Raw genomic sequence first — 24726 nt, forward strand, 5'->3', positions numbered from 1 at the left:
GCTCCCCCTCGGGGCCCTCGCCCGGACCCGACCAGCCTACATGGGGGCACGCGCGCCTGCCCAGGGCTGCGCCCGCGCCCCGCTGCTACCCTCGCCGCCGATGGCCGCCTCGACGATCCCCCCGCTCTCGCGCCGGCGCGCGCTGCTCGGCCTCGCCGCGCTCGCCGCGCCCTCGTGCAGGCGAGGCACCTCACCGCCGGCGCCGGAGGAGGCGGCCCCCTCGGCCTGGAAGGATCTCCCGTTCGAGCCCGCCTCCGGGGGCGAAGACCCGCAGCGCGCGCTGCTCCTCGCGCCCGAGGCCGCGCCGGCGCCGCCGCTGCTCGTCGCGCTGCACGGGCGCGGCGAGGCGGTGCGGGGCCTCGAGGTCGGCGCGCGCGGGTGGCGCGACGACTACGGCCTCGACGCGGCCCTGAAGCGGCTGCGCTCGCCGCCGCTCACGCCGGACGATCTCGGGCAGATGGTGACGCCCGAGCGGCTCGCGCAGCTCAACGCCTCGCTGAAGGAGCACCCCTACCGCGGGCTGTGCATCGCCACGCCGTTCACGCCCGACCTCCGCGACCGCTCCGTCGAGGGGGCCGCGGGCTTCGGCCGTTTCCTCGTGGAGCGGCTCCTGCCGCGGGGCGCGCGCCGAGGGCGGCTGCCAGGCCGCACGCGAGGCCACCGGCATCGACGGCGTGAGCCTCGGCGGCCGCCTCGCGCTGCTCGTCGGCCTGTCGTTCCCCGACGTCTTCGGCGCGGTCGGCGCCTTGCAGCCGGCGGTGCGGGCGGGCGAGGCGGAGATGTTCTCCGCGCTCGCGCGCCGGGCCATGGAGCGCCGCGCGGTCGCGCTCCGGCTCGTGTCGAGCGAGGGCGACCCCTTCTTGCCCGCCATCCAGGCGCTCAGCGATCGGCTGCGGCAGGACGGCGTGCGCCACACCCTGCTCGTCGTGCCCGGCCCGCACGACTACGCCTGGAATCGGGGGCCGGGCGGCGTTGAAATGGTGCTCTGGCACGAGCGGATCCAGCGCGGTTTGCCGCCGCCGTGATCGCGGCGGCCCGGCCGTCACAAGCCCCTGACCCAGGCCGCCGAACCGTGTTACTCCCTCGGCATCGACGTGGCCGATCCCACACGCACCGCCCGCGCCGACGGCGCGACCGACCCGCCCACCGTGCGCGAGTGGCTCAAGCCGCTCGAGAGCGCCGGCCTGCGCCGCCACACGAGCGCGAAGCGCGTCGGCGGCAAGGCGGCCTCGCTCGGGCGCCTGCTCCGCGACGGCTTCCCGGTGCCGCGCGGGTGGGTGCTCGACGCGCGGTCCTTCACGGAGCTCGTCGACCGGCAGCTGCCGCCGGGGCACGATCTCGCCACGCTGATCCGGCTCTCGGGCACGAGGGCGGGCGTCGACCGGGCGGCGCGCGCGCGCGACCGCATCCTGAGCGAGCCGCTGCCCGAGGCGCTCTCGACCGCGCTGCAGGCGCTCTGGCAGGCCGTCGAGCAGGAGGCGCCGTGGGGCCTCGCGGTGCGGTCCAGCGCCACGTGCGAGGACAGCGAGGAGACGTCGATGGCGGGGCTCGCGATGACCGTGCTCGGCGTGCGCGGCGAGGCCGGGCTCGACGCCGCGATCCGGCAGGTCTGGGCGAGCGCCTTCCTGCCGCGCGCGCTCGCGTACCTCGCGCACGCCGGCGTCCGCGACGTCGCGATGGGCGTCGTGCTGCAGGTGATGGTGCGCGCCGAGGCCGCGGGCGTGCTGTTCACCGCGCCCCCGCCGGGGCTCGAGGGCGAGCACTGGCACGCCGGCGAGCGGCTCGTGAACGCCACGCTCGGGCTCGGCGCGCCGGTCGTCGACGGCGCCGCGGCGGCCGACACGATCCGGCTCGCGCGCGACGGCGGCAGGGTCGTCGCGTCGGCGGTGGCGCAGAAGCGGCGCGCGCTCGTCGTGGGCGCGGCAGGGCTCGAGGAGGTCCCGGTGCCCGAGGCGAGCGCCGAGCAGCCGGCGCTCGGCGAGGCCGCGCTGCGGCAGCTCGCCGAGCTCGCCGAGCGGCTCGAGCAGGGCGGCAAGGGCCCGTTCGACGTGGAGTTCGCGGTCGAGGCGGTGCCGCCGGGCGCGGCGCTCGTGGTCGACGGGGAAGGGCCTTCCGGCCAGCCGGAGGGCGCCGCCGCGGAGGGCGCGCCCTCCGCGGTGGCGTCAGAGGCCGGCGAAGGCGCGCCCTCACCAGCGGCGGCGTCGGAGGCCGGCGAAGGCGCGCCCTCCTCGGTGGCGCGGCGCGTGTGGCTGCTCCAGGTGCGCCCGGTGAGCGGCGGCGGCTTCCCCGAGGGCGGCGACGCCGACACGATCTGGTCGCGCGCCAACGTGGGCGAGGCGCTCCCCGGGGCCGCGACGCCGCTCACCTGGTCGGTGGCGCGGGCGTTCTCCGACCGCGGCTTCCGCGAGGCGTTCGCCGCGCTCGGCTGCCGCGTACCGCGGGGCGCGCGCCTCGTGGCCAACGTGCATGGGCGCTTCTACCTCAACCTCACGGCCTTCATGCGGATCGCGGCGCAGGTCCCGGGGCTCTCGCCGCGCGCGCTGCTCGGCATGAGCGGCGGGGCGAGCGAGGCGCTCATCGCGCGGCTCGCCGAGCAGAGCGAGGGCGTGTCGCGGCGCGGCTTCTATGCGCGGCTGCCGCTCACGGGGCCGCGGCTCCTCCTCCGGCAGGCGCGGCTCGAGCGCGAGGTGGCGGCCTACGAGGGCGAGGCGCTCTGGGCGCAGCGCGCCCTCTCCGAGCTCGACATGACGCTCTTGCCGGACGACGCCATCGGCACCACGCTCCGGAGCGTCTTCCTGCTGCTCGAGCGGACCGGCACGCGGATGCTGCACTGCGCGTCGGCGTCGCTCGCGAGCCACCTCGCGCTGTGCAAGGCGCTCGAGCGCATCGCGGGCCGCCGCGCCTCCGCGCGCTCCGCCTCCGGGGAGGCGCACCTCGACGCGCCGGCCGGGCGCGCGGAGACGAACGTCGAGCACCTGGCGCAGGTGCTCGCTGGCGGCGTGCGCGAGCTCGACAGCGCGGGGCCGGGCATCGAGCTCGCGCGGGTCGCCGAGCTCGTCCTGCAGGATCGGACGGCGCGCGAGCGGCTCCTCTCCGGCGGGGTCCTGTGGCCGCGCGACCTGCCCGAGGGGCCGGCGCGCGACGCGTACGCGCGGTTCCTCGACGCCTACGGCGATCGCGCGGTGCGCGAGGCGGAGCTCGCGACGCCGCGCTGGCGGGAGGACCCGTCGCCGGTCGTCGCGATGCTCACGGCGTCGCTGCGCGGGGCGCCGGGCGATCCGGAGCGCGCGCTGGCGCGCGCCCGGGCGCTCGCCGATCGGGAGATGGCGATGCTCGAGACGCGCGTGCCGCGGCTGGAGCTCGCGCTCCTGCGCGCGCTCGTCGGCCGCGCGCAGCGCTACGTGCGCCTGCGGGAGCGCATGCGCACGTGGGTGACGCGCGTGCTCGGCATGCTGCGCAGGGTCGCGCTCGACATCGACCGGCGCCTCCGGCGCCTCGATCCCTCGCTGGAGCCCGGCAGCGTCTTCTTCTGCACCTACGAGGAGCTCGTGACGGCGCTCTCCAGCGGCCGCGCCGACGTGGGCCACCTCGTCCGGCTGCGGCGCGCCGAGCACCTCCGCGACGCCGCGCGCCCCGATCCGCCGGCCACGTTCATCGGCCGGCCGCCGCCGGTCGTGCTGCCGCCCGCGTCCGGGGAGCGCCTGCTCGGGTTGCCCGCGAGCCCTGGGGTCGTCGAGGGGCGGGCCCGCGTGCTCGAGCCGGGCGCCTCGGCGCTCGACGCGGTGGCGCCGGGGGAGGTGCTGGTCGCGCGCACGACCGACGTGGGCCTCTCGCCGCTGTTCCTGGTGGCCGCCGCGGTCGTGACCGAGCTCGGCGGCCCCATGTCGCACGCCTCGATCGTCGCGCGGGAGTACGGCATCCCCGCGGTGGTGAACGTCCCCGGCGTGACGCTGGCGATCAAGACGGGCGATCGGCTCCGGATCGACGGCGATCGCGGCGTGGTCGAGCGCCTGGACGAGCGCGCCTCGCCGTCGTCGCCGGGCGTCGTCGCCGAGGGAGCTCCTGGCGGCGGCGCTGCGCCGCTCGCGGCGCCGCCCGGATGACGGCCGCGCGCTTCCGCGTCGGGCCCTCGGACGGCCCCACGGTGGCCGACGTCCTCGAGCGCGCGGGCAGCGCGTCGCGGGGCCTCGCGGGCGCTGCGGCGGAGGGGCGCGCGTTCCTGAACGGCCGGCGCGCGCGGCCCGGCGACGCGGTGGCCCACGGCGACGAGCTCGCCGTGTGGCCGGCGCGGCGCGACGCGCCGGGGGCGCCGCCGGTGGAGGTGCTGGCGCGCTGGGGGGAGCTCCTCGTCGCGTCGAAGCCCGCGGCGCTGCCGACGGAGCCGGAGCGCCGGGGCACGCGGTCGCTGGTCACGGAGGTCGCGGAGCTGCTCGGGCTGCGCGACCTGCCGCACGCGGCCTCGCGGCTCGACGTCGGCGTGAGCGGCGCGGTGCTGTGCGCGACGGGCGCGCGGGGCCGGCGGCACCTGGCGGCGATGCGCGAGGCGGGGCGCATCGCGCGGGTCTACGTGGGCATCGCCGGGGGGCGCGTCGACGGGGCGGGCACGTGGGACGCCCCCATCGGCGCGGCGCGGGCGCGGGGCGGCCGCAGCCTGCCCGCGGTGGGCGGCGCGGACGCGAGGGACGCGGCGACGCGTTACCGCGCGGTCGCCTCGGCGGGCGGCGGTGCGGCGCCGGCCACGCTGCTGCGCCTGGATCCGGTGACGGGCCGCACGCACCAGCTCCGGGTGCACGCGGCGCACGCGGGGGCGCCGCTCCTGGGCGATCGCGACCATGGCGGGGCCCGGTCGGTGACGACGGCGAAGGGCCGGGTGATCCCGCTCTCGCGCCTCGCGCTGCACGCCTTGCGCGTCACGGTGCCGGACGAGCGCGGCGAGCTCTGCGCAGCGCTCTCGCCGGTGCCGGACGAGCTCCGCGAGCTCTGGGGGGCGCTCGACGGCGACGGCTCGGCGTGGGATGAGGTGCTCTCCGCGCCGCTCGAGGCGGCCCTGCCGCTCGGTGCTCCTTCCGGTACCAGATGACCTCGCCTCGCCCTTTCACCCGCGCTGCCCTGGGGATCCTCGCTGGCCTTGCGCTCGCCGCCGCTGGCGTGGTCGCCGTGGCCGAGCCGGAGGCCCCGCCGACGCGCGCCGGGTATGCGCCGGACCCTGCCGCGCGGCCGAGCGCGAAGCAGTGGGTCTTCGACGTGCACTATGCGAAGGGGAGGGGCTCCATCGTGCGGGTGCGACCGGTGGCGCTCGACCGGCCTCTGGCGACGGCGCGTGTGATGGGCCGGTTCGCGATCGAGCTGTACGTTGGCCAGGAGCTGCTCGATCGGGTCCGTTTCGACGTGCCGCTGACGGGGGACGCGCCGGACCGGCCGCCGGGCGCCCTGCTCCGCCGTCCGACGTTCGACAGCGGCGTGACGACGCGGCTGCGCGTGCAGATGGCGGACAACCCGCGCGCGAGCTGGGCCAAGCTGGTGGACCGGAAGACGGGCGCGGAGGAGCGCTTCCTCTGGCCGCCGGAGCCCGACGGCCGCCTCGTGTCGCTGAGCGCGCAGGGCGGGGTGGCGGTCGACGGGGGCGCGCCGGGGGATGCGGGCAAGCTGCCGGCGGACGCCGGGGGATCGGCGGACGCGGGCTGGCCGGACGCTGGCCCCGATGGGGGCTTTCCGCCGGTGGACGCGGGGTGGCAAGACGCGGGCAGGCTGCCGGTGGACGCGGGGTGGCCGGATGCGGGCTGGCCGCCGGTGGACGCGGGGTGGCCGGACGCGGGCTGGCCGCCGGTGGACGCGGGGCGGCCTCCGGATGCCGGACCGCCGCCGGATCCGTTCAAGCCGCGGCGGAAGTAGCGCGCCCTGCCTGAGCTGCGGTACCTTGGCGGGCATGCAGGACCGCTCGCTCGCTGTCGTCGCATCGCTCGCTCTCGCTGTCGTCTTCTCCGCGGCGCCGGTCGCCGCCCAGCCGCCTGCGGGCAAGGAGAAGCCGCAGGCAGCCGCGCCTGAGCCGGCGGCGGCCGCGCCCGATGCTTCTCCTTCGCAGCGCAAAGATCCCAACGGGCACACCGGCATCAGCCCCTACACGGAGCAGGTCCTGAAGGGCCAGGCGTCGTTCGTGGCGCGCGACATCCCGGGCGCGATCGCGGGGTTCCAGGAGGCGATCAAGCAGGACTCCTCGAAGATGCTCGGCTTCTATCTGCTCGGCGAGGCGATGCTCGAGTCCGGCAACACGGCGGAGGCCGAGACGGCCTGGACGACGGCGCTCGGCAAGAAGGGGCCGGACGAGCTCCACGCCAAGGTGCTCTTCTGCCTCGCCGATCTGCGCGAGCGGTTGAAGAACTGGCAGGCGGCGAAGGAGGCGTGGGGGGCCTACAGCACGTACCTGACGAGCAACCCCAAGGCGACCGGCTACCCGGCGACCGCGGCGGAGCGGCAGAAGCAGCTCGACCGGCGCATGAAGGACGAGAAGGACTACGCCGCGGTCAAGGAGCGCATCGTCCAGCGCGAGGCCGAGCGCCAGAAGGAAGCCGAAGAGAACGCCAAGAAGGACAAGATGAACCGGTAGCGTGCCCTCGGCTGGGTGCGCCGCCGAGGCGGCGCGCCCGGCGCACGGCGAGACGCCGCCGTCCCGCGCCGCTTCAGGGGGCGGGGGAGTCGACACGCATGAACGAAAGGGTGCGGAACGTCCGCTTGCTGAGCTTCCACCCGGAGGGCGTCCGGACCGCCTCGTTCTCGTACGTTCCGTGTGCCACCTGGACGCTGCTCAGGGGATCATAGACGTGCGTCGCGATCAGGTACGAGGTGATCTTTGCCCGGTCGCCGCCGGGCAGGATGTCGATACGGACGTTGCTGATCAGGTGCTGCGTGCCGACATAACCTGATTCTGCGAACAGGACATCGATGAAGTCGGCCCAGGCCTCCGCGCTGGGCACCGAGACGACCGGCGGATCATCCGGAGCGGCGCCGGCGGCCCAGATGAGGACCGGAGCGTCGGGCGTGAAGCACCTTGAATAGATCTGCTTGCCCGTCGCCAGATCACCGCGGCCGATCGCGTCGGTCCCGGCCGCGTAACAGTACTCGAGCTGCTCGATCTCCCGCAGCGCCTGGAGCTCGGGCACGCCGTTCGGTGGCGTGCCCTCCGCGGGCTTCGCGAGCGACACGATGACGGCGCCTGCCAGCGCGAGCGCGGAGGCCAACGGGAAGACGCGACGCAGAATGCTACTGAGACGACCGCTGTTCGTGCTCAAAGAGCTCACCCTTTCGCTGGGTTCCCGAATCGTCAAGAGTCGATATGCCAATGTAAATACCTGAGCAAACCCGGCTCCTTACCCGCGGCGCCAGCCGTCGCTGGGTTGGGCCCCCGCCTCCGTCCATCGATAGAACCCTTCCCCCGTCTTCTTCCCGAGCTTCCCCGCACGCACCATCTGCCGCAGGATCACCGGCGGCCGGAACTGCTCCCCCACCTCGCGGTGGAGGTGCTCCAGGATGGCGAGCCGCACGTCGAGCCCCACGAGATCCGTCAGCTTGAGCGGCCCCATCGGGTGCCGGTACCCGAGCTCCATCGCCCGATCGATGTCGACTGCCGACGCCACCCCGGCCTCCAGCATCCGCATCGCCTCTGCGCCGAGCGCCACGCCGAGCCGGCTCGTCGCGAAGCCGGGCGTGTCGTTCACCACGATCGGCGTCTTGTCCAGGCGCCTCGCCACCGAGAGCGCCGCCGTCACCGTCGCCTCGTCGGTCTCGAGCCCCCGCACCACCTCGAGCAGCTCCATCACCGGCGGCGGGTTGAAGAAGTGCAGGCCGATCGTGCGCCCGCCCGCGCCGAGCCGGCGCCCGAGCTCCGTGATGCTCAGGCTCGACGTGTTCGTGCCGAACAGCGCCCTCTCCGGCGCCGCCGCCTTCACCCGGCCGAGCACCTCGACCTTGAGATCCATCCGCTCGGGCACCGCCTCGATCACGAGATCGGCGTCCGCCGCAGCGCGCTCGAGATCCGGAGACGCCACGAGCATCCCGATCATCTCGCTGCGCGCCTCGTTGAGCATCTTGCCCTTCTGGACGAGGCGATCGGTCGTGCGCTTGAGGTCCTCGATCGCCGCGCCGATCCGCGCGGCGTCGACGTCGTAGAGGCGCGTCACGTAGCCGGCGACCGCCGTGACCTGCGCGATCCCCTGGCCCATCGTGCCCGCGCCGAGCACAAGCACCGTGCGCATCCGCGCTGCGGCGGGGTCGACCACGATCTCGCTCACTTCGGCGGAGCCGGGGCGCCGTCCTTCTGCCGCGCATCCATGCGCTTGCGCACCAGCTCCACCTCCTGGGGCGTCAGCTTGCGCAGGTTCGCCGGGCCCGGCGCGGCGGTGCCCGCCGCGCGCTCGGCCCCGGCGGCGCGCAGGGCCTCCGCGGCCGGCCCCGCCTCGGGCCCCGCCGGCGCCGCCGGGCGCGCGCCAGGCTGAGCCGCCGGGCGAGCCTCGGCGGTCGCGGGGCGGGCGCCAGCCGGGGCCGGGCGAGCGCCGGCGGCAGCCGGGCGAGCCTCGGCGGCAGCCGGGCGCGCGCCCGCCGGCGCGGCCTGCCCTGCGGCGTCGTCGTCGCCGCTGCTCATCGCAAGAAAGGTGACGCCAGCCACCACGAAGACCGCGAGCCCCAGCGCAGGGACCCAGTTCGGGGTAGGCGGCTCGTCCGCCGGCAGCGCGCGGGCGGGCTCCCCGTCGAAGCCATGGTGATCGCTCACGTCGTGCGCCGGGGCCGCGTGAGCCTCGTGATGGGCCGTGCTCATGCGCGGACAGTTGCCGTACTTCGAAAGCGGCGTCGAGGGGGTTCCACGTCGTTCCACGCCCTTCCACGCCCTTCCACGCTGCGCCCCACGCCCCGCCGGCCAGAACGGCCGAGCGCGCTCAGCCCGCGAGGCTCCGGTGGCTGTCGAGCGCCGCGCGCTGATCCGCGAGATCGTCGCCGTAGACGGCCTCGATCGCCTCCGCCGCGAGGCGGTGCTGCCGCTCCGCCGTCTCCTTCGGCTGCATCCCGTACGCGGCGTCGCGGATCAGCACCGTGCAGAACTCGAAGCGGTGCTCCCCCATCCGCGACCAGATCCGCTGCGCCTCGCCGAAGCGCAGGTGATCCACGAGCGCCGAGGCGTCCGGGATCATCCGGGCGAGCACGCGCGTGTCGAACTCGCGCCCCAGCACCGCCGCGGAGATCACCGTCTGCCGCGTCCGCGGCTCGAGCCGCTCGAGCCGCGCGACGAGCAGGCTGTTCACGGTCCGCGGCGGCATGAACCGGCTCGATCGCGCGGCGTCGTGGGCCGACCCGTACCGCCCATCCTCCAGCCAGTACGCGAGGATCTCCTGCGCGAAGAACGGGTTCCCCCCCGCGGTCTGGCCGAGCAGCGACCCGAGCATCGTGGGGAGCGGACCGCCGAAGAACGGCTCCGCGAGCGCGAGCAGCCGCTCCGCCGGGAGCGGCGCGATCTCGATCCCCTGCGACGGGATGCCGGCGTCGAGCGGGATGCGGGCGTCCACCCCCTCCCCCGAGGACACCCCGGGCCGCGCCGAGCAGATCACCGCCAGCGGCAAGTCCCTGCAGGCGGCCGTGATCGCGCGCACCGCGTCGAGCGAGGTCGGATCGGCCCACTGCGCGTCGTCGAGGTGCACCACCACCGGCTGCAGCGAGCTCTCCGCGACGAGCAGCGCGGCGAGCGCCCCGAGGGCCTCGTCGCGCCACCCGGCCTCGGTCGCGGCCTCCTGGCCGCGCAGCCTGAGCAGCCGCGCGAGCGCCTCGCGCGACCTGTCGATCCCGGCCCGCACCTCGGTCCAGCTCTCCGGCAGCCGCTCCAGGAGCAGCTCCAGCGCGAGATCGAGCCCCGCCTCCTTGGCGCGCTGGCCGAGCTCCGACGAGATCCCGAGGTACTCCTTGAGCGCGAACTCGAACGCGTAGAGCGGGGTCCTCAGCGTCTGATCGCAGCGGGCCTCGATCCACAGCAGCGGGCGCATGTCCATGAGCTGCGCGCGCTGGTGGCGGTAGCTGTGCACGAGGTAGCTCTTGCCGATGCCCGCCTCGCCGAGGATGTACACGACGCCCGCGGAGCGCCCGGCGAACAGGGGCTCGAGCGCCTGCGTGAGCCGCCCGAGCTCGACCTCGCGGCCGATGGGGCCGAGATCGTAGAACTCCTCCTGCACCGCGATGCGCCGCCGCTCGAGCGAGTAGACGAGGATCGGCAGGTCGAACCCGTCGAACCGGAAGATGTTCTCGGTCGACCACTGGTGGCTCGCCTCGCCCGCGCGGAACGCCCGCTCGTCCGCCCAGATCGACGACGGCGCCGCCTTCCGCGCGATCTGCGCGGCGAGGTGGATGGCGCGGCCGACGCACGCGAACTCGCGGCGGCCCACGGCGCCGAAGAAGCCGACGAGGCAGCGCGCGCGGGTGACGCCCACCGCGAGCCGGGGCACGCCGAGGCCGTTGCTCTTCAGCTCGAGCGCGAAGTCGAGGGCGCGATCGTGGTCGCTCTCGTGCGCGACGGGCGCGCCGAAGTAGAACTGCGCGCCGAGGCCGCGCTCCGTCACGGTCATGCCGGCGAACGTCGCGCCGTACATCGCCGAGATCTCGTGCAGCTGCTGGAGGAGCTCGGTCGGGCTCTCCACCCGATCGAGCGAGACGGACACCGTCGTCACCTCGCGGATCTCGCCCTCCGGCGCGAGATCGCCCGCACCCGGCGGCAGGAACGCCTCGACGTCCGCGTCCGTCGGGGCCGACGCGATCGTCAGCGAGGGGGGCCCGCTCAGGAGATCGGCCTCGTCGAGGTCCGCCACGCTCTCCCGCGCGCTGGCCGCGGGGAGCCGCTCGCGGAAGCTGCGATCGAGGTGGAGCTCGCTGTCGTCCACCCCGCGGTCGGTCGCCTGGCAGGCCTCCATCGCGGGGCCGTAGATCAGGAAGTACGCGCGATCCGGGGCGATGCGCACGATCGTCCAGTGGACCGTGCCCCAGGCGAGCCCGATCCTGAACGGCGTCTGCGCGCCCCCGGCGCCCAGCGAGCGCCGCGCCGCGAGCTCCAGCAGGCTGCGCCGCATCGCGAGCGCCGCGCTGCGCGCGTGCCGGGTGACGTTGCGCCCCGGCCGATCGGGGAACAGCGCGGTGAACCCGCCGCCGGACGACAGCGTCGCGACGAACCCGCCCGACTGGTGCACGGCCTCGAACAGCGGATCGAAGAACGGCGCAGCGCCTCCGGATCGAGCGCCTGGCGCGCGATCATCTGCTCGGCGAGCTCCACGATCGCCGGCAGCGAGACGTGCAGGACAGCCGCGTCGATCGCGCCCGCGTATTGCCCTTCGGCGTCCTGTTCGAGGATGAAGTCCGGGACGAGCGGATTCATGTCGAAACTCTATCGGGTATCTCCGCCCGACACGAGCGCGGCGGGAGGGACGCTCGAGTCCCGGGCGAGCGTCCCCGGGGGTGCGCGGAAGAGACTGTTACGGAAGTGCGCCGCGAGGGTCGTTCAGGACATGTGAGGGGAGGGGTGCGCAGGAGAGAGCCTCCGCGCGTGGGCGGAGGTCGGTCCCGTCGGTTTCGGCAGCTTCGTCGGTTTCGTCCGTTTCGTCGGTTCCGTCAGTTCCGTCAGAACGGCGGAGCCGACAGGCCGTCGACCGGCACCAGGCGGGAGGTGAAGAAGACGCGCACCGTGCCGAGCTCGAGGCGCGCGCCCTCGAGCGTGAAGGGCACCTTGCGGGTCTCTCCCGCGAGGCGCAGGGTCAGCTCGCCGCGCACGGGGCCCGGCGCGCTGGCCCCGGGGGTGGAGGCGCCGGCGTCGTCCACGGCCGACGCGCGCGCGATCTCGACGATGTAGCTCCCCTTGGGGAGGCTCCGCAGCGCGAGGGACTCCGACCGCGTGCTCGTCGCGTCGCGCGAGCGCACACCCACCGACGGGAGGGTCGCGCCCATCCATGAGACGCGCCGCCCCTGCGCGTCGATGAGGGAGAGGTCGAGGTCGGCGCCGCCGGTCCACTCGGCGCTGAGCCGCACGTCGCCGGGCAGGTCGGCGGCCGGCGCCGCGTCCGGCTGCGCGAGCCGCCGGTCGATCTCCGCGCGGACGGCGGAGGTCGCGTCGAGGCGCAGCTGGCTCGCGAGCTCGCTCATGCCGCCCTCGCCGGCGCACCGGATCGCGGCGGCGACGAGCTTCGCGTCGGCGGGCGCGAGGTCCGCGAGCGCCACCTGGTGCTGGCACGCGAACGCGGGCCGCCCCGCGGCGTCCCAGAGCTCGGCGAGCCGCGTCTGGGTGGCCCGGTCGCCGGGGCGCACGTCGGCGAGGCCGCCGAGGATGCGCGCGGCGCGGTCGCGCTGGCCCTGCCGCGCCGCGAGGTCGGCGCGGGCGATGAGCGCGTCGGGATCGAGCGCGTCGCGCCCGCTCCAGCGCGCGGTCAGCTCCTGGGCCTCGCCGAGGCGGCCGGTCGTTGCGTAGAGCGCGTAGAGGCCCACCGTCCTGTCGCGGCTGTCCGGGGCCGCCGCGAGCGCCGCCTCGGCGGCCGCGGTCTTCGCGGCGCTCTCGGGCGCGAGCGTGTTCGTCGCGTCGAAGCTCACCTTGCGATCGAACACCCGGCGCATCGGGATCATCCGCCGCGGCCGCGGGCGCGACCACTCCTCGGCGGCGACGAGGTCGTCGCCGCGCGATCTCCGGGCGCGGTCGTCCAGCGGCGGCGCCGGCTTCGGCTCCGCGGGCGCGGCGGCCGTCGGCGCCGGCGGGGGCGCCGGCATCTCGGCGTCGAGCGGGCCCGAGAGGGGATCGAACGACTTGTCGAACCGGCGCTGCGGCTTGGCGGGCGACGCCGGGCGGGCGCCGGCCGACGTGCGAGACTCCGCCTTCGCGGCCGGCGCGGCGTCCGGCCAGCCGGAGCCGCCGCCGCCCCTGCCGCTGCCCGACAGGCCAAGGCCCGCCCCGAGCGCGTCGCCCTTCTCCTCGGCGCCCTCGTCCGCCGCGTCGGGCTCCTCCCCCTCGGCGCTCGCGCTCACGCGCTCGGCCTGCTCCTCGCCCGTGAACGCGGAGGCGATGCCGCCTCGATCGAGGCCGAACGCCTTGAACATCGCCTCGCTCTCCAGGACGAGCAGCGAGGTGAACCGGCTCGCCACGGAGAAGCGCCGCGACAGCTCGATGATGGCGGGCTTCTGCGCGTCGCCGCCGCTCTCCTCGAGCTCCGCGATCTTCGCCGCGGCGTAGAGGCGCGGGACGAAGGCGTTGCCCGCGCCGGTCGTGGCGACGATGTTGACGGGGTAGGTCTGCTCGAAGCGCTCGCCCGAGACGCGGCCGCGGACGCGGATCGCGCCGGTGACGTCGGCCCCGGAGCTCATCCGGGCCACGACGAGCGCCTCGCCGCCGGCGCGGATCGGGTCGAGCCGCGCCGGCGTGACCTGGGTGAGGCCGGGGGGCAGCTCGATCTCGGGATCGCGCAGCGCGAGGCCGTACGCCGCGCCGAGGACCGACTGCGCCGCGCTCGCGACCTTCTGGCCGGGCACGTAGGGGACCATCACCCCGCCGCCGCCCCGCGCGAGCGCCCTGAGCGACGTGGTGTCCGCGTCGCTCCCGAGCGCGACCGCGACCACGGCGGCGGCGCCGTCCGCGGGGATCGCGCCGCGCACCGCGGCCTCGATGTGGGCGGGGCGCGTCGGGCCGACCGAGGGCGTGCCGTCGCCGAGGTAGATGATCCGGAGCTCCTTGCCGTCGAGCGGGCCGGCGGCCGCGCGCGCCGCGATCATCGCCGCGGCGAGATCGCTGCCGCCGTCGGGCTCGATGCCGCCGAGGAAGCGCTCGACCTCGCCCGCCGAGGCGGCGCCGGGGGCCATGGGGCGCGCGGCGCCGCCCTGGCCGGCGTCGCCGAGCGAGCGGCAGAGGGTGTCGCACGCGAGCACGACGACCTCGTCGCGCCGGTCCATCTCGCGGACGAGCGACGAGGCGAGCCGCGTCGCGCGGGCGAACCGCTCGCCGACCATGGATCGGCTCGAGTCGACGACGATCGCGTGGCGCCGCGAGGTCGACGCCTGCCACCGCGGGAGCCGGGGCCGGATCGCGATCGCGACGTACGGCGACGTGTCGCTCGCGATGGCCTGCGCCGCGGCGAGGGAGGCCTCGTGCTCCGCGCCGTCGCGCTTCGACGCGCCGGCCGCGCCGCGCCACGGCTGAGATGCCGCGGGTGGCGTGGCTGGCGGCGGGGCGGGGGGCATCCGGTAGGCCCAGGCGGTGACGGGCCGGTCGCGATCGGGGAGCGCGTACTCGACCGTGAGGTCGCCGGCCGGCGTGAAGCCGCGGGCCTCCAGCGTGCGGCGGTCGGCCGCGCCGTCCGCGAGGGCGGCGGCGAGCTCGTAGCCGCGCGTCGCGACGCCGAACTCCCGGTCGTGGCCGAGCACCTGCACGTCGAGCGAGAAGTCGCCGATGTTCGTCGTGCCGCTCTGGTCGTGCGCGAGCGGGTAGGTGAAGCGCCGGACGCCGCCGGCCTGCTCGACGAGCTGCGTGTAGGTGAGCACGACGCGCCGCGAGCCGCGCTTCGGGATGGGGAAGATGCGCAGCTCGAACCGGCCGCCCCGCTGCCACTCGAGCAGCGCGGGGTCGCGCCACGGGCCGGGGACCCAGATGATCTCCTCGCGCGGCTTGGGCGCCTTGGGGGCGGCGTTCTGGATGACGCCGCGCCAGATCGCGGCCCCCCGATCGCGATCGACGAACGCGCCCTCGACCAGCTTGCCGTCCACCTCGAGCGCGAGCCGCTCGATCTGCGCGCCCGGCGGGAGCGGGAACCGGAAGATGCCCTCGAGCTCCTCGTCGGTGTCGTTGGCGAAGGTCTCGTCGATCTCCGTCCTGGCGACGACGTCGACGATCCGCACCTTGACGGCGTGCCTGGCGAGCCGGACGGCCCGCTCTTTTTCCTGCGTCGCGCCCGGCTTGCGCGCCCTGAGCTCGCCGAGGCCGCGGAGCGCCGGGGCGTCGGCCTCCTCGGCGGAGCGGTCGCTCCACTCGAGCGTGTCGGCGAGCGACGTCGCGCTCGCGACCTCCGGCGCGGCGCCCTTCGCGAGCGTCGCCTCCTCGCCGGCGCGCACCTCGACGGGCTCGCCGCGCTCGCCGGTGACGCGCACGGCGCCGCGGGCCACCTCGACCGAGGCGCGCGCGGCGCTCGCGGTGATCGCGAGCTTGGTCCCGAGCACCTCGACCTGGCCGTGCGGCACCTCGATGCGCGCGGGCGGCGCGCCGGGGGCCGGGGTGACGTCGAGGACGACGGCGCCCTCGTCGACGCGTGCGCGGCGGCCGTCGCCTGCGATCCACACGCGGGAGCCGCGGTCGATGGCGAGCGCGGAGCCGTCCGCGAGCGACAGGTGGGCGCGCGTCCGCGCGTCGGTGCGCAGGGTCGCGCCCTCCGGGAGCGCGGCGCCCGCGGCGAGCGGCGCGCAGGCGCCCGCGGCGTCGCACGCCTCGAGGCCGCCCGACTTGTCGGCCGACGCGCGCGACACCGAGGCGATCTTGCCGGACCATGGCGCCCCGGCCGCCGCGGCGACGGACGGCGCCGTTGTTTCGCCGCCGCGCCGCAGAGCAACCCCGACCGTTACCGCCGCCGCCGCGGCCAGGGCGGCGGCGGCGAAGGCCGAGCGCCGCCCGAAGGCCGTGCGGCGCGCCGCCGGCGCGGTTCGTTCCGGGATCGTGGAGCGCGGTCCGCCGGTGCGCGCCTCGGCCGCGCCGGATCGCGCTCCGGAAGTGTCGGATCGCGGCCTGAGCGTAGGGGAACGCCACGCGGGCGTGTCGGATCGCTGCTCGGCGATGTCCGATCGCCCTTCGGCGATGTCCGATCGCTGCTCGGCGATGTTCGATCGCTGCTCGGCGATGTTCGATCGCTGCTCGGCGATGTCGGATCGCTGCTCGGCGATGTCCGATCGCCCTTCGGCGATGTCGGATCGCTGCTCGTCGATACCGGATCGTCCTTCGGCGATGTCGGGTCGAGCGTCGGCCCTGTCCGATCGTTGCTCGGCGATGTCCGATCGCCCTTCGGCGATGTCGGATCGCCCCTCGGTCACGCCGGAGCGCGCGCCTGTGGCGCCGTGTTGCTCCTCGGCCGCCACCTTCAGGATCGCGCCGCTCGTCGCGCCCTCCGAGGGGCGCGCCGCTTCGAGCCGCCGGAGCAGCGCCTCGGTGAAGCCGTCCGCCGGCCGGAAGTCCGCGCCGGCCGCCGCGGCCACCTCCGCGGCGCGCGCTGCGTCGTGGCGGAGGTCGCGGCACGCGTCGCAGCCGGCGATGTGCTCGTACAGCGCAGGCCGCGCCGTCCCGTCGAGCACCTCCGCGAGCTGCTCCTCGACCTCGCCGCAAAGCCCAACCGAACCTGTCCCTGTCGCGCCCATCGCCCTCACTCCTCGCCCAGATCGGCCCTGAGCCGCGAAAGCGCGCGGCTCACCCGCTTCCGCGCCGCCGCCTCGTCGATCCCGCACGCGATGGCCACCTCCTTGAAGGAGAGGCCCGCCTCGAAGCGCAGCACCACCGCCTCGCGCTCGCTCGGCTTCAGCCGCGAGAGCGCGGCGCGGGCGCGCTCGGCCCGCTCGCGCTCCGCCGCGAGCTCGCTCGCGTCGGGCCGCGGCCGGGTGTCGTGGACGAGGCGCAGCCGCGCCTCGCGCCGCGCCCTGAGCTCCGTGTGCCGCCCGCAGAGGCGCCGCGCGATCCCGAAGAGCCAGGCCCGCACGCTCCCCTCGGCGCGGTACTGCGGGAACGCATCGAACGCCGCGAGCAGCGTCTCCTGCACCAGCTCCTCGCTCTCGGCCTGCGAGCCCGTGAACGCCATGCACAGCCGGCCCAGCGGCATGGCGTAGGCCTTCGCACACCGCGACAGCGCTTCCCGGAAGTCGCCTGTCCCGATCAGCCCCTCGATCGCGCGCGCCTCGTCGGCCCGCGCGTCGCCCTCCGACCCAACGAGCGCTAACCCCGCTGCCATCGCTGCCTCATCGCCAGCCATGTGCCCCCGTCCCCCGAGTTCGTGACCGGATTTTTTTTCGCCCCCGCCCCCGGCGGACTCCGGTGCCCGATCCCACAGTACAGGGCGGTCCGGCCTTTGCCTTTTGCAATGCGATCCGCGCCGCCGCAGAATCGGCCGTCGCCTCAGGAGCCGCGCTTATGAACGAGACAAGCCCGCCTGGTGTCACAAAGGCCGCCGCGCCCCGAGGCGCGGCGCCGAGCGATCCCGTTGACAGGTCGCGTGTGAAGCGATGGAGACGGTCGCTGGCGCTCGCCGCCGCCGTGTCCGCCGCCGCAGCGCTCGCCGCCCCCGCGGCGCTCGCGCAGGGCGCGCCGGGCGAGGCGCAGGTTCAGGGGGAAGGTGAAGCCCCGCCGGCCGGCAAGCGGGCGGTGCTCCCGACCCGGGTCAGCGCGGGCGGGAAGGAGAAGAAGGCGGCCGCCGCCGAGCCGAAGGGGGGCCCGGCCGAGAAGGACAAGGCGGAGCCGCCGGTGGAGGAGCGCGCCGCGCGCGGCGTGGTCGTCATCGAGCGCGGCGGGCAGGTCCTCGGCCTCGGCGCGGCGCTCGCTGGCGACGGGCGCATCCTGACGGCGCTCTCGCCGCTCGGCGCGGGCAACGACCTCACGGCGCGCCTCGCCGACGGGACCACCGTGCGGGTGAAGCTCGGCCACCACGACCGCGTGTGGGATCTCGCGCTGCTCGTGCCGCAGACCGGCAAGTGGGCCGAGGGGCTCACCGCCTCGTCGCGCGATCCGGTGCGGCCGGACGCGCAGATCCGCTCGTTCTCGGCGGCGCGCGGCAAGGTCGCGGCCACCTCGCTCGTGCTGCGATCGCACCGGACGCTGATCGGCGGCGACGACCGGCCGCTCGAGCGCGCGATCGAGCTCGGCTCGCGCGTCTCGCCGCTCGATCTGGGCGCGCCCATCATCGACGAGGACGGCCGCGTGGTCGCGATCCTGGGCCGCGGCTGCGCCCCGAACGAGGGCAAGCCGTGCACGCCCGTCGCGTTCGGCGTGCCGATCAGCGCGGTCAGGGCGTTCCTTCGCGCGGTGCCGCCGACGGCCGTGCCGCCTGCGGCGTGGCTCGGGATCCAGGGCGTCAGCGAGGCGGCGCCGGTCGCCAAGGGGGTCCGGGTCACCGTGGTGCACCCCGAGAGCCCTGCGGACGAGGCCCGCTTGACGGGCGGCGATCGCGCGGAGAGCGACATGATCCTCGCCGTCGACGGCGTGCCCGTCACGAGCCCCGACGCGCTCTCCGACGCGATCCGGACGCACGCGGTCGGCGAGAAGGTCCCGCTCACTTTGCTGAGCCGCGGGAAGTACCGGCAGGTCACGGTCGTGCTCCGCGCTGCCCCCGATCCGTCGGCCGCCGCGGCGAAGCGGCCGGAGGCCGAGCTCCCGCCGCCGAGCTCGGGCGGCAAGGCGACCGAGGAGTACCGCAAGTAGGCAAAAAATGATGCGGGGTCGCGCGCGGATTCTATAAGCTCGGCGCTCGGGCCCGATCCGGTTGACACCCCGTCAACCGAACCTCCAGGATCGGGCTCGAGCGGCTCGGACGGGCGCGCTCGCGGTTCTCATTCAACCTCGCGCCTCGCGCGGGGGCCATCGATCGGGTGATCCGTGTCCCAAACGTTTCGAATCGAAGTGGCCGGCGAGACGAACGTCGGGCGCAAGCGCAACCACAACGAGGACAACTTCGGCATCATGGTCGAGTACGGCCTCTTCATGGTCGCCGATGGGATGGGGGGGCATGCGTCGGGCGAGGTCGCGTCGAAGATGGCCGTCGACGCGATGCAGGACTTCTTCGCCCAGACGCAGGACGATCCGGAGCGGACCTGGCCTTACAAGATGGACCGGTCCAAGGGCTACGAAGAGAACCGGCTGATCACGGGGATCAAGCTCGCCAACCTGCGGATCTACGAGACCGCGCAGCGCGAGGCGAAGAAGCGGGGCATGGGGACGACGTTCGTCGGCATCTTCACGGCGAACGACGGCGTGTACGTCGCCCACGTCGGCGACAGCCGGGTCTACCGCTTCCGCGAGGGCCGGCTCGAGATGCTCACCGAGGACCACTCGCTCCTCAACGACTACATCAAGATGAAGCGGCTCACGCCCGAGGAGATCGCGAACTTCCCGCACAAGAACGTGATCGTGCGCGCGCTCGGGATGAAGGACACGGTCAAGGTCGACACCCGCTTCGAGGTGCCGCAGCTGAACGACACGTACATCCTCTGCTCCGACGGGCTCTCCGGCCCGGTGAGCGATCTGGAGATGACCCAGATCCTGACGGAGCATCAGGACATCCAGGTTGCGACGGCCAAGATGATCGAGCGCGCCAACGAGAACGGCGGCCCGGACAACGTGACGTGCGTCCTCGTTCGTTGGACTCAGTGAGCAGCGCTGCGTTCTCCTACATTCCAACGTGAACGTTGACGTTTACGTGGTCGTGAACGTGGTCGTGGTCGTGGTCGTTCACGGCCTATCGTTGACGACCACGACCACGACCACGACCACGACCACGACCACGTTCACGTCCACGACCACGTTCACGTAAACGTTGGTGACCGGTGGTGGGGTGGAGGGGGCGGGCTTCGTGCCCTGAGCGTGACCGGACGAGCTTGGTCAACGTCTGTGGGGGGAGCCTAGGGGCGACCGGCGATCAGGGCAGGGCGCCGCCGCTCCAGGGGATGAGGACGAGGAAGACGAAGGCGATGAGGGCGAGCATGAAGAGGCTCGTCATCAGGTAGGTCGAGCGCGGCGAACGCGCGGTGCTCCAGCCGTCGCCGTAAAACTTCCCCCGCGAGCGCACCCGGATCCGGCGCTGCACGCCGCGGAGAAGGCTCGGCGGCGCCGCGGGCGGCGGACGCATCGCGCCTCGGACCAGCTCGCGCAGATCGAGCTCGTCGACGAGCGGCAACGAGCCTTCCTCGGGGAGGTCGCCTTCCTCGGGGAAGTCATCGTCTTCGGGGAGATCGTCTCGGGGCGCGGCGGCGGCGGGCGGGCGCTCCACGGGGGGAGCCGTGGGACGGCTGCCGCTCTCCGCGCCCGAAGCGGCCGGCTCATCGGATTGCCCCGTGCGCCTCGGGTCGTCCGCTTCGCTCATTTCCCGCCTCTCACCTTCTCGCCCATCATCTTCTCGACAAGCGCGCGGAGCTGCCCGCGCGCGCGATGGATCCGGCTCTTCACGGTCCCGTCCGGCAAACCCGTCACCGAGGCGATTTCTTCGTAGGACATGTCCTCCACGTCGCGAAGGATGAGCGCCTCCCGGAACTCGGGATCGAGCTGGCCGATGGCGCGCTTCACGACCGCCTCGAGCTGCATCCCCTCCACCAGCTCGTCCGGGCGGCTCACGTCGCCGACGCTCACGCCCTTGGCCGCGGACAGCGGCACCCGCTCGGCCATGGCGTCGACGTCGTCCTGGGCGCCGGCGTGCCGCCGCGAGAGGTACTTCGTCCGGTTCTTGCAGAGATTCACGGCGATTCGATAGATCCACGTCGAGAGCTTCGATTCGCCGCGGAACTGATCGATGGCCTTGAAGACCTGCACGAAGACTTCCTGGGATACGTCCTCGGCCTCGTCACGCCGGCCGAGCATGCGGTAAACGAGCGCGAACACGCGGCGCTCGTACATGATCACGAGCTCGTTGAACGCGCTCTCGTCCCGCGCGACGAGCCGCGCGATGAACTGCGCCTCGCCCGCCTCGAGCGGCGCCGCCGACGCGCGCTCGAGCTCCGCGCCCGCATGGGTCGGCGCGCCGCGTCCGCGGTCCGCATCACCATGGGCCGGCGCGCCGCGTCCGCGGGCCGCATCACCATGGGCCGGCGCGCCGCGTCCGCGGTCCGCATCTACATGGGTCGGGGCTCCGCGTCCGCGGGCCCCTTCATCGCTCGCCACGCCGTCCGGTCCTCCAGGAGCCAGGGGCTCGCGCACGCCGCGCGGCAGGCGCGGAGCCCTCGGTGAGACCACGGTAAACAACCCCGGCTCGACCGCGCCAGACAATAGCGAGCGGATGACGGCGCAGGACGCTCCCGTGAGGCGGTGCGACCTCGCCGGAGGCGCTCCCGCCCGCGCGATGACGATCGGCCGCCATGACCCTCCTCAGAGGGCGCGGGTGCTCGATGGTTCCGGCGCGTGGATTCGAACCACGATTAGGGGATTCAAAGTCCCCCGTCCTGCCCTTGAACGACGCCGGAGTGCTGCGGGACGGAGCCGACCGCCGCGCGGCGCGCACCTTAGCGCGAGTCGCGCAGGATGGCACCCGTCCCGATCCAGGAGTCGGCTCTGCGGGCCGGATAGCTGATGCCGCGCGTGGCGTCCGCCTCGGATCGACCTCGCCTCAGGCGGAACTGCCCGCGCTCACGGCGGCCCGCCGGCGCCGGCTTCGCGCCGGACGCCGAGGCCTTCTCCGCGCGGTGGAGCGGCGACGCGGGCGCGTCGGTGTCCTCGACCGAGGCCGCGGCCGCTTCCCGGCGTGCCTGGGGCGCCTCCGGAGAAGCGCTGTCGCGCGCCTGGGTCGCCTCCGTCGCAGCGCCGTCGCGCGGCGAGGGGGCCTCCGTCGCCGCGCCGTCGCGCGCCTGGGTCGCGACGGGCGCCGTCACGGCGAGCGCCGCAGCGCCGGCCGTCTCGAGCTTCGGGGCAGGCAGGGCGATCTGCGCGGCGGCGGCCGCGACGCCCTGGGCCACGCCGGGGTGCGCAGCCGGCGCGGCGGCAGGCCTCGCAGGCGCGGCCGCAGGGGCGACCATGCTCAGCACCGAGAGGCCCAGCACGAGCACGAGCGCCGCGCTGCCCGCGGCCGCTCCGGCGGCGCCGCGAGAGACGCGGGCGCGCCGCGCGAGCCGCGACCAGGCGCCCGACACGCGCCCGCGCGGCGCCTGATCCGCGTCGCGCGCGCCGCGCGCCGGCCCGAGCCCGGGCTTCGCGGCGCCGGGCCTCAGCGCCCCGGCGCTCGGGAGCGTGTCGGGCGGGGACGAGGGGGCCGCCGGGAAACCGGACGGAATGTCAAGAGAAATCGGCTGCGAGGGGCTGTCCTGCCGCAGCACGGTCTCGGTCAGCGGGAACCGGCCGAGGGTGAATGCCTCGGCGCGCTCGCCGCGCGCCTTCGCGGGGGCGCCCTGGTGGAAGCGGGGCGCGACGGAGCTGAGGTCGTCCGGCGTCAGCGCGAAGCTGAGCGGGCCGGTGGACTCAGGCGCCTCACCCACGGCGGAGAGGGCGGACGCCTCGTCGCGCGGGGGCGGCTGGGAAATCGTCCAGCCGAGCGCCTTCACCTCGCCGGCGGGCGTCCAGCACTCGAGGCCTTCGCGCCAGACGCGCGTGCTGTGGGGGAGCTCCCCCAGCTCCAGCGCGCGCCAGAGCGCGACCGTGCTCATCGCCTCGAGAAACCCGCCGTGGTCGATGCACCAGGGCTTCGACTCCGTCGGGGCCTCCTCCGCGCCGCCGGCGTGCGACGTGAACGGCATCGTGGGGGCGCTGCAGAGGCTGCTCAGCTGCCCCTGCCCGCACCCCTCCGCGCCGCCCGACGCCGGCACGCCGTCGCCAAGCCCCTCCACCTTGTACGCTGCGCTCGGGCCCATCGCTGTCTCCCTAGCGAGCCGCGGCGGCCCACCCGATGCTGCTTCCGGGTGCACCTCCGCTGCTCTCGTGCGTCGGTAGCGGATGCTGGCGCGGTGGGCCAAGAAAGGTGCCGGGTGGGGCAGGCGCCCACCAGGCCGGGAGCGCTGCGTCCGGCGGCAGGGCCGCGGGGGGCGCGTCGCGGCCCGACGTCAGAGGTCGGTGTAGTTGTCGGCGAACATCGCGCGCTGGCCGAGGAAGGCGATCTCGAGCATGCCGCCGACGCTCGTGCCCCCGGTCGAGCTACGGACCACGTTGAGCGCTGGCATCAGCCGGATGAGCCCGCGGTACTCCGTCCCCACCGGCGCGCGCGCCAGCGTCACGTGGACCGGGGCGCGCAGGCTGAGGCGGACATCGGCGGGCGCCTCGTCGTTGAGCGCGACAGCGACCTTCGCGCCGAGCGCCGCGCGGAACGAGGCGTTCGCCGCCTTGTCGACGAGCCCGGCGTGCGCCGCGATCGTGAGCTCCTGGCTCTGCACCGGCGCGCCGAGCACCTCCTTCCTGCAGCGCGTGGCAGGGACGAAGGTGGTGGACTGGGTGACCGGATCCACGCCGTGGACGACGTCGCCCGCGGGCTCGCACCACTCGAGCGTGTCCGTCGACGCGGTCCAGCGCGAGTCGAACTTGATCTGCCCTTCGAGGGTGGGTGCGAGCTTCTTTCCGCCCTCTCCGACGTAGACCGCCGCCGCGCCGACGCTCCAGGGCACGGCGGTGAGCTCGCGCGGCGCGTAGGTCGGCGGCAGGCTCTGGTCGCGCCGCTCGGGGCCCGGACCCAGGTAGCTGAACCGGGTGCGGCCGACCGCGCCGCCGACATAGAGGATCAGCGGCGGATACGCCGAGCTGCCCTCCCCCTCGAAGTCGAGGCGCGCGAACGAGGCGGACAGGCGCAGGGTGCCTGTGGGCGTCTGGGCCGAATCGTCGGTGCCGGAAAGGCCGATCAGCGTGGCCAGCCCGTCCTCGGCCGCCACCTCGGCCTCGATCACGGCGCTCACATCCCACGCCGTCGGGTCCGTCACCTCACCGAACCCGGCCAGCACGCCGAATCCGACCCGCGCGAGCGCCGCGCCATCGGAGCTGCCCGTGACCTTGGCCGGAACGAGGTAGACGAGCTCGCGGCCCGTGGCGGCCGGCGAGATGGCCGCGCCCCCGGCTGGCGCGAGCGGCGCGATGGGGGCGATGGGAGCGCCCGACGCGGCCGGGGCGACCGGCGCAATCGCGCGGCCCGGCTGTGCGGGCGCGGCGGCCGCGCCAGCGCCCGGCATCGGCGTCGGCGGCATTGGCGTCGGCGCGACAGGTGTGCTCGGCGCGGCAGACGGGACGGGCGCCGTGGGGGCGCTGGCCGCCGTGGGCGCGCCGGGCGTGCTGGCGGCGGGACGGACGGGCGCCGGGGGCGCTGCGCCCGGCGGCACGGGAGCCGACGGCTGCCCCGCGCCCTGGGCGAGCGCGGGCGCGGCCAGCGTGAGCGAGAGCAGCGCTGCGGCGCGCTGGAGCAGCAGGGCGCCCCTCACGGCGCCACCGTGAAACGGAAGGTCAGGCAGTCGGCGCCGCTCGACGTGTCGAATTCGGCGCGGGTGCTCTGGTTCGTCTTGGGATCGAAGGCGAAGATCTGGAATTTGCCGCTTCCGTTCCGGACCCTGAAGCGGAACACGTAGTTGCCGGGATCCAGATCGAACTCGGGGAAGACCGTGTTGCGGATCGAGAACGGCCTCACCCCCGCCGGATCCGCGGTGGGCGCCGGGTCCTCGAACAGATAGCCGACGGCGCTGAGGTGGTACTCGTCGCTGTGGAGCTTGAGCTTGATCCTCTTCATGGTCGAGAGCGATCCTCTCACACGCGCGCGGCACGGTACAGCGCCTGGAAGACGCGCCACATGGCCGCGATTGGGCTCGCCCGACCGTCCAGGCGGTCGGCTTTCGAGGCGCGGTGAGAGATCGGCGTGGGCGCAGGGCACGGAAGCGGGCGCAAGCGTCGGTCGCGCGCTCCAGGTCCGCGCTCACCGTCCACGCAACGATTGTCGAGCAGCCCGGACCATTGCTGACAAGCGCAGGTGGGTCATTTCTTGTGAGCGCCGAAGGATGCCTGAGCGGTAATGTTTTCAACGGGGAATATGCATAGGGGAGCGTAGGGGG

20 protein-coding genes and 1 tRNA gene are annotated in these 24726 nt (G+C 74.9%); 8 read left to right on the forward strand and 13 right to left on the reverse strand.

Features of this window, described 5'->3' with window-relative positions:
* Positions 1-190: 190 nt before the first annotated feature.
* Entirely contained in the window at positions 191-508 is a 318-nt protein-coding gene (locus POL72_RS40235; RefSeq protein ID WP_272102154.1) for a hypothetical protein, read from the reverse strand.
* Between the two features lie 166 nt (positions 509-674).
* Between POL72_RS40235 and POL72_RS40240 the strand changes: the two genes are divergently transcribed.
* The 5 genes from POL72_RS40240 (at position 675) to POL72_RS40260 (ending at position 6604) form a co-directional block, all read left to right on the forward strand.
* Entirely contained in the window at positions 675-1025 is a 351-nt protein-coding gene (locus tag POL72_RS40240) for an alpha/beta hydrolase (protein ID WP_272102155.1), read from the forward strand.
* 69 nt (positions 1026-1094) lie between these two features.
* The gene (locus POL72_RS40245) at positions 1095-4103 is read left to right on the forward strand and encodes a PEP/pyruvate-binding domain-containing protein (RefSeq protein ID WP_272102156.1); all 3009 of its coding nucleotides are present in this window, start codon (positions 1095-1097) and stop codon (positions 4101-4103) included.
* Positions 4100-5080, forward strand: coding sequence for a pseudouridine synthase (locus tag POL72_RS40250; RefSeq protein WP_272102157.1), 981 nt, complete (start codon positions 4100-4102; stop codon positions 5078-5080). The genes POL72_RS40245 and POL72_RS40250 overlap by 4 nt, the downstream gene beginning before the upstream one ends.
* Positions 5077-5892 carry a hypothetical protein gene (locus tag POL72_RS40255; RefSeq protein WP_272102158.1) on the forward strand — a complete coding sequence of 272 codons (816 nt, stop codon included), beginning with the start codon at positions 5077-5079 and terminating at the stop codon, positions 5890-5892. Before POL72_RS40250 ends, POL72_RS40255 begins: the two co-directional genes overlap by 4 nt.
* A gap of 34 nt (positions 5893-5926) precedes the next feature.
* Entirely contained in the window at positions 5927-6604 is a 678-nt protein-coding gene (locus POL72_RS40260) for a tetratricopeptide repeat protein (protein WP_272102159.1), read from the forward strand.
* Between the two features lie 73 nt (positions 6605-6677).
* Here POL72_RS40260 and POL72_RS40265 read toward each other — a convergent pair whose 3' ends face one another.
* The 6 genes from POL72_RS40265 to POL72_RS40290 all read right to left on the reverse strand — a co-directional run bounded on the left by POL72_RS40265 (position 6678) and on the right by POL72_RS40290 (position 16973).
* Positions 6678-7235 carry a nuclear transport factor 2 family protein gene (locus tag POL72_RS40265; protein ID WP_272102160.1) on the reverse strand — a complete coding sequence of 186 codons (558 nt, stop codon included), beginning with the start codon at positions 7233-7235 and terminating at the stop codon, positions 6678-6680.
* 129 nt (positions 7236-7364) lie between these two features.
* Entirely contained in the window at positions 7365-8273 is a 909-nt protein-coding gene (locus tag POL72_RS40270; protein ID WP_272102161.1) for a 3-hydroxyacyl-CoA dehydrogenase family protein, read from the reverse strand.
* Between the two features lie 8 nt (positions 8274-8281).
* Complete coding sequence (locus POL72_RS40275; RefSeq protein ID WP_272102162.1) at positions 8282-8809, reverse strand: hypothetical protein; 528 nt, start codon at positions 8807-8809, stop codon at positions 8282-8284.
* A gap of 118 nt (positions 8810-8927) precedes the next feature.
* Positions 8928-11213 (reverse strand): ATP-binding protein, encoded by a 2286-nt coding sequence (locus POL72_RS40280; protein WP_272102163.1) that lies wholly within the window; start codon positions 11211-11213, stop codon positions 8928-8930.
* Between the two features lie 427 nt (positions 11214-11640).
* Positions 11641-16389 carry a VIT domain-containing protein gene (locus POL72_RS40285; RefSeq protein WP_272102164.1) on the reverse strand — a complete coding sequence of 1583 codons (4749 nt, stop codon included), beginning with the start codon at positions 16387-16389 and terminating at the stop codon, positions 11641-11643.
* A gap of 5 nt (positions 16390-16394) precedes the next feature.
* Positions 16395-16973 carry an RNA polymerase sigma factor gene (locus POL72_RS40290; protein ID WP_272102165.1) on the reverse strand — a complete coding sequence of 193 codons (579 nt, stop codon included), beginning with the start codon at positions 16971-16973 and terminating at the stop codon, positions 16395-16397.
* A gap of 263 nt (positions 16974-17236) precedes the next feature.
* Here POL72_RS40290 and POL72_RS40295 point away from each other — a divergent pair, with 263 nt between their 5' ends.
* From POL72_RS40295 to POL72_RS40305, 3 genes are all read left to right on the forward strand, one after another.
* A complete protein-coding gene (locus POL72_RS40295) occupies positions 17237-18436 on the forward strand; it encodes a S1C family serine protease (RefSeq protein ID WP_272102166.1) in 1200 nt (399 codons plus the stop codon).
* Between the two features lie 174 nt (positions 18437-18610).
* Positions 18611-19384 (forward strand): Stp1/IreP family PP2C-type Ser/Thr phosphatase, encoded by a 774-nt coding sequence (locus POL72_RS40300; RefSeq protein ID WP_272102167.1) that lies wholly within the window; start codon positions 18611-18613, stop codon positions 19382-19384.
* A 28-nt stretch (positions 19385-19412) separates the two neighbouring features.
* The gene (locus tag POL72_RS40305; protein ID WP_272102168.1) at positions 19413-19544 is read left to right on the forward strand and encodes a hypothetical protein; all 132 of its coding nucleotides are present in this window, start codon (positions 19413-19415) and stop codon (positions 19542-19544) included.
* 105 nt (positions 19545-19649) lie between these two features.
* On the opposite strand, the gene POL72_RS40310 is transcribed toward POL72_RS40305, so the two are convergent.
* The 6 genes from POL72_RS40310 to POL72_RS40335 all read right to left on the reverse strand — a co-directional run bounded on the left by POL72_RS40310 (position 19650) and on the right by POL72_RS40335 (position 24407).
* A complete protein-coding gene (locus POL72_RS40310) occupies positions 19650-20093 on the reverse strand; it encodes a hypothetical protein (RefSeq protein WP_272102169.1) in 444 nt (147 codons plus the stop codon).
* Positions 20090-20884 (reverse strand): sigma-70 family RNA polymerase sigma factor, encoded by a 795-nt coding sequence (locus POL72_RS40315; RefSeq protein WP_272102170.1) that lies wholly within the window; start codon positions 20882-20884, stop codon positions 20090-20092. The genes POL72_RS40310 and POL72_RS40315 overlap by 4 nt, the downstream gene beginning before the upstream one ends.
* A 225-nt stretch (positions 20885-21109) precedes the next feature.
* Positions 21110-21183 (reverse strand) — tRNA-Gln (locus POL72_RS40320).
* A 39-nt stretch (positions 21184-21222) separates the two neighbouring features.
* Positions 21223-22560: a hypothetical protein gene (locus POL72_RS40325; RefSeq protein ID WP_272102171.1), complete on the reverse strand. Its 1338-nt coding sequence runs from the start codon at positions 22558-22560 to the stop codon at positions 21223-21225.
* A 189-nt stretch (positions 22561-22749) separates the two neighbouring features.
* Positions 22750-24105, reverse strand: coding sequence for a hypothetical protein (locus POL72_RS40330; protein ID WP_272102172.1), 1356 nt, complete (start codon positions 24103-24105; stop codon positions 22750-22752).
* Positions 24102-24407, reverse strand: a complete 306-nt coding sequence (locus tag POL72_RS40335; protein ID WP_272102173.1) for a hypothetical protein — start codon at positions 24405-24407, stop codon at positions 24102-24104. Before POL72_RS40335 ends, POL72_RS40330 begins: the two co-directional genes overlap by 4 nt.
* Positions 24408-24726 lie beyond the last annotated feature (319 nt).

The sequence above is a fragment of the Sorangium aterium genome, from assembly GCF_028368935.1.
Classification (GTDB): domain Bacteria; phylum Myxococcota_A; class Polyangia; order Polyangiales; family Polyangiaceae; genus Sorangium; species Sorangium atrum.

Bases quoted from the DNA above. Each gene is read 5' to 3' on its own strand.
- POL72_RS40250 (WP_272102157.1), top strand. From the start codon at position 4,100: ATGACGGCCGCGCGCTTCCGCGTCGGGCCCTCGGACGGCCCCACGGTG.
- POL72_RS40255 (WP_272102158.1), top strand. From the start codon at position 5,077: ATGACCTCGCCTCGCCCTTTCACCCGCGCTGCCCTGGGGATCCTCGCT.
- POL72_RS40260 (WP_272102159.1), top strand. From the start codon at position 5,927: ATGCAGGACCGCTCGCTCGCTGTCGTCGCATCGCTCGCTCTCGCTGTC.
- POL72_RS40275 (WP_272102162.1), bottom strand. From the start codon at position 8,809: ATGAGCACGGCCCATCACGAGGCTCACGCGGCCCCGGCGCACGACGTG.
- POL72_RS40285 (WP_272102164.1), bottom strand. From the start codon at position 16,389: ATGGGCGCGACAGGGACAGGTTCGGTTGGGCTTTGCGGCGAGGTCGAG.
- POL72_RS40290 (WP_272102165.1), bottom strand. From the start codon at position 16,973: ATGGCAGCGGGGTTAGCGCTCGTTGGGTCGGAGGGCGACGCGCGGGCC.
- POL72_RS40310 (WP_272102169.1), bottom strand. From the start codon at position 20,093: ATGAGCGAAGCGGACGACCCGAGGCGCACGGGGCAATCCGATGAGCCG.
- POL72_RS40325 (WP_272102171.1), bottom strand. From the start codon at position 22,560: ATGGGCCCGAGCGCAGCGTACAAGGTGGAGGGGCTTGGCGACGGCGTG.
- POL72_RS40335 (WP_272102173.1), bottom strand. From the start codon at position 24,407: ATGAAGAGGATCAAGCTCAAGCTCCACAGCGACGAGTACCACCTCAGC.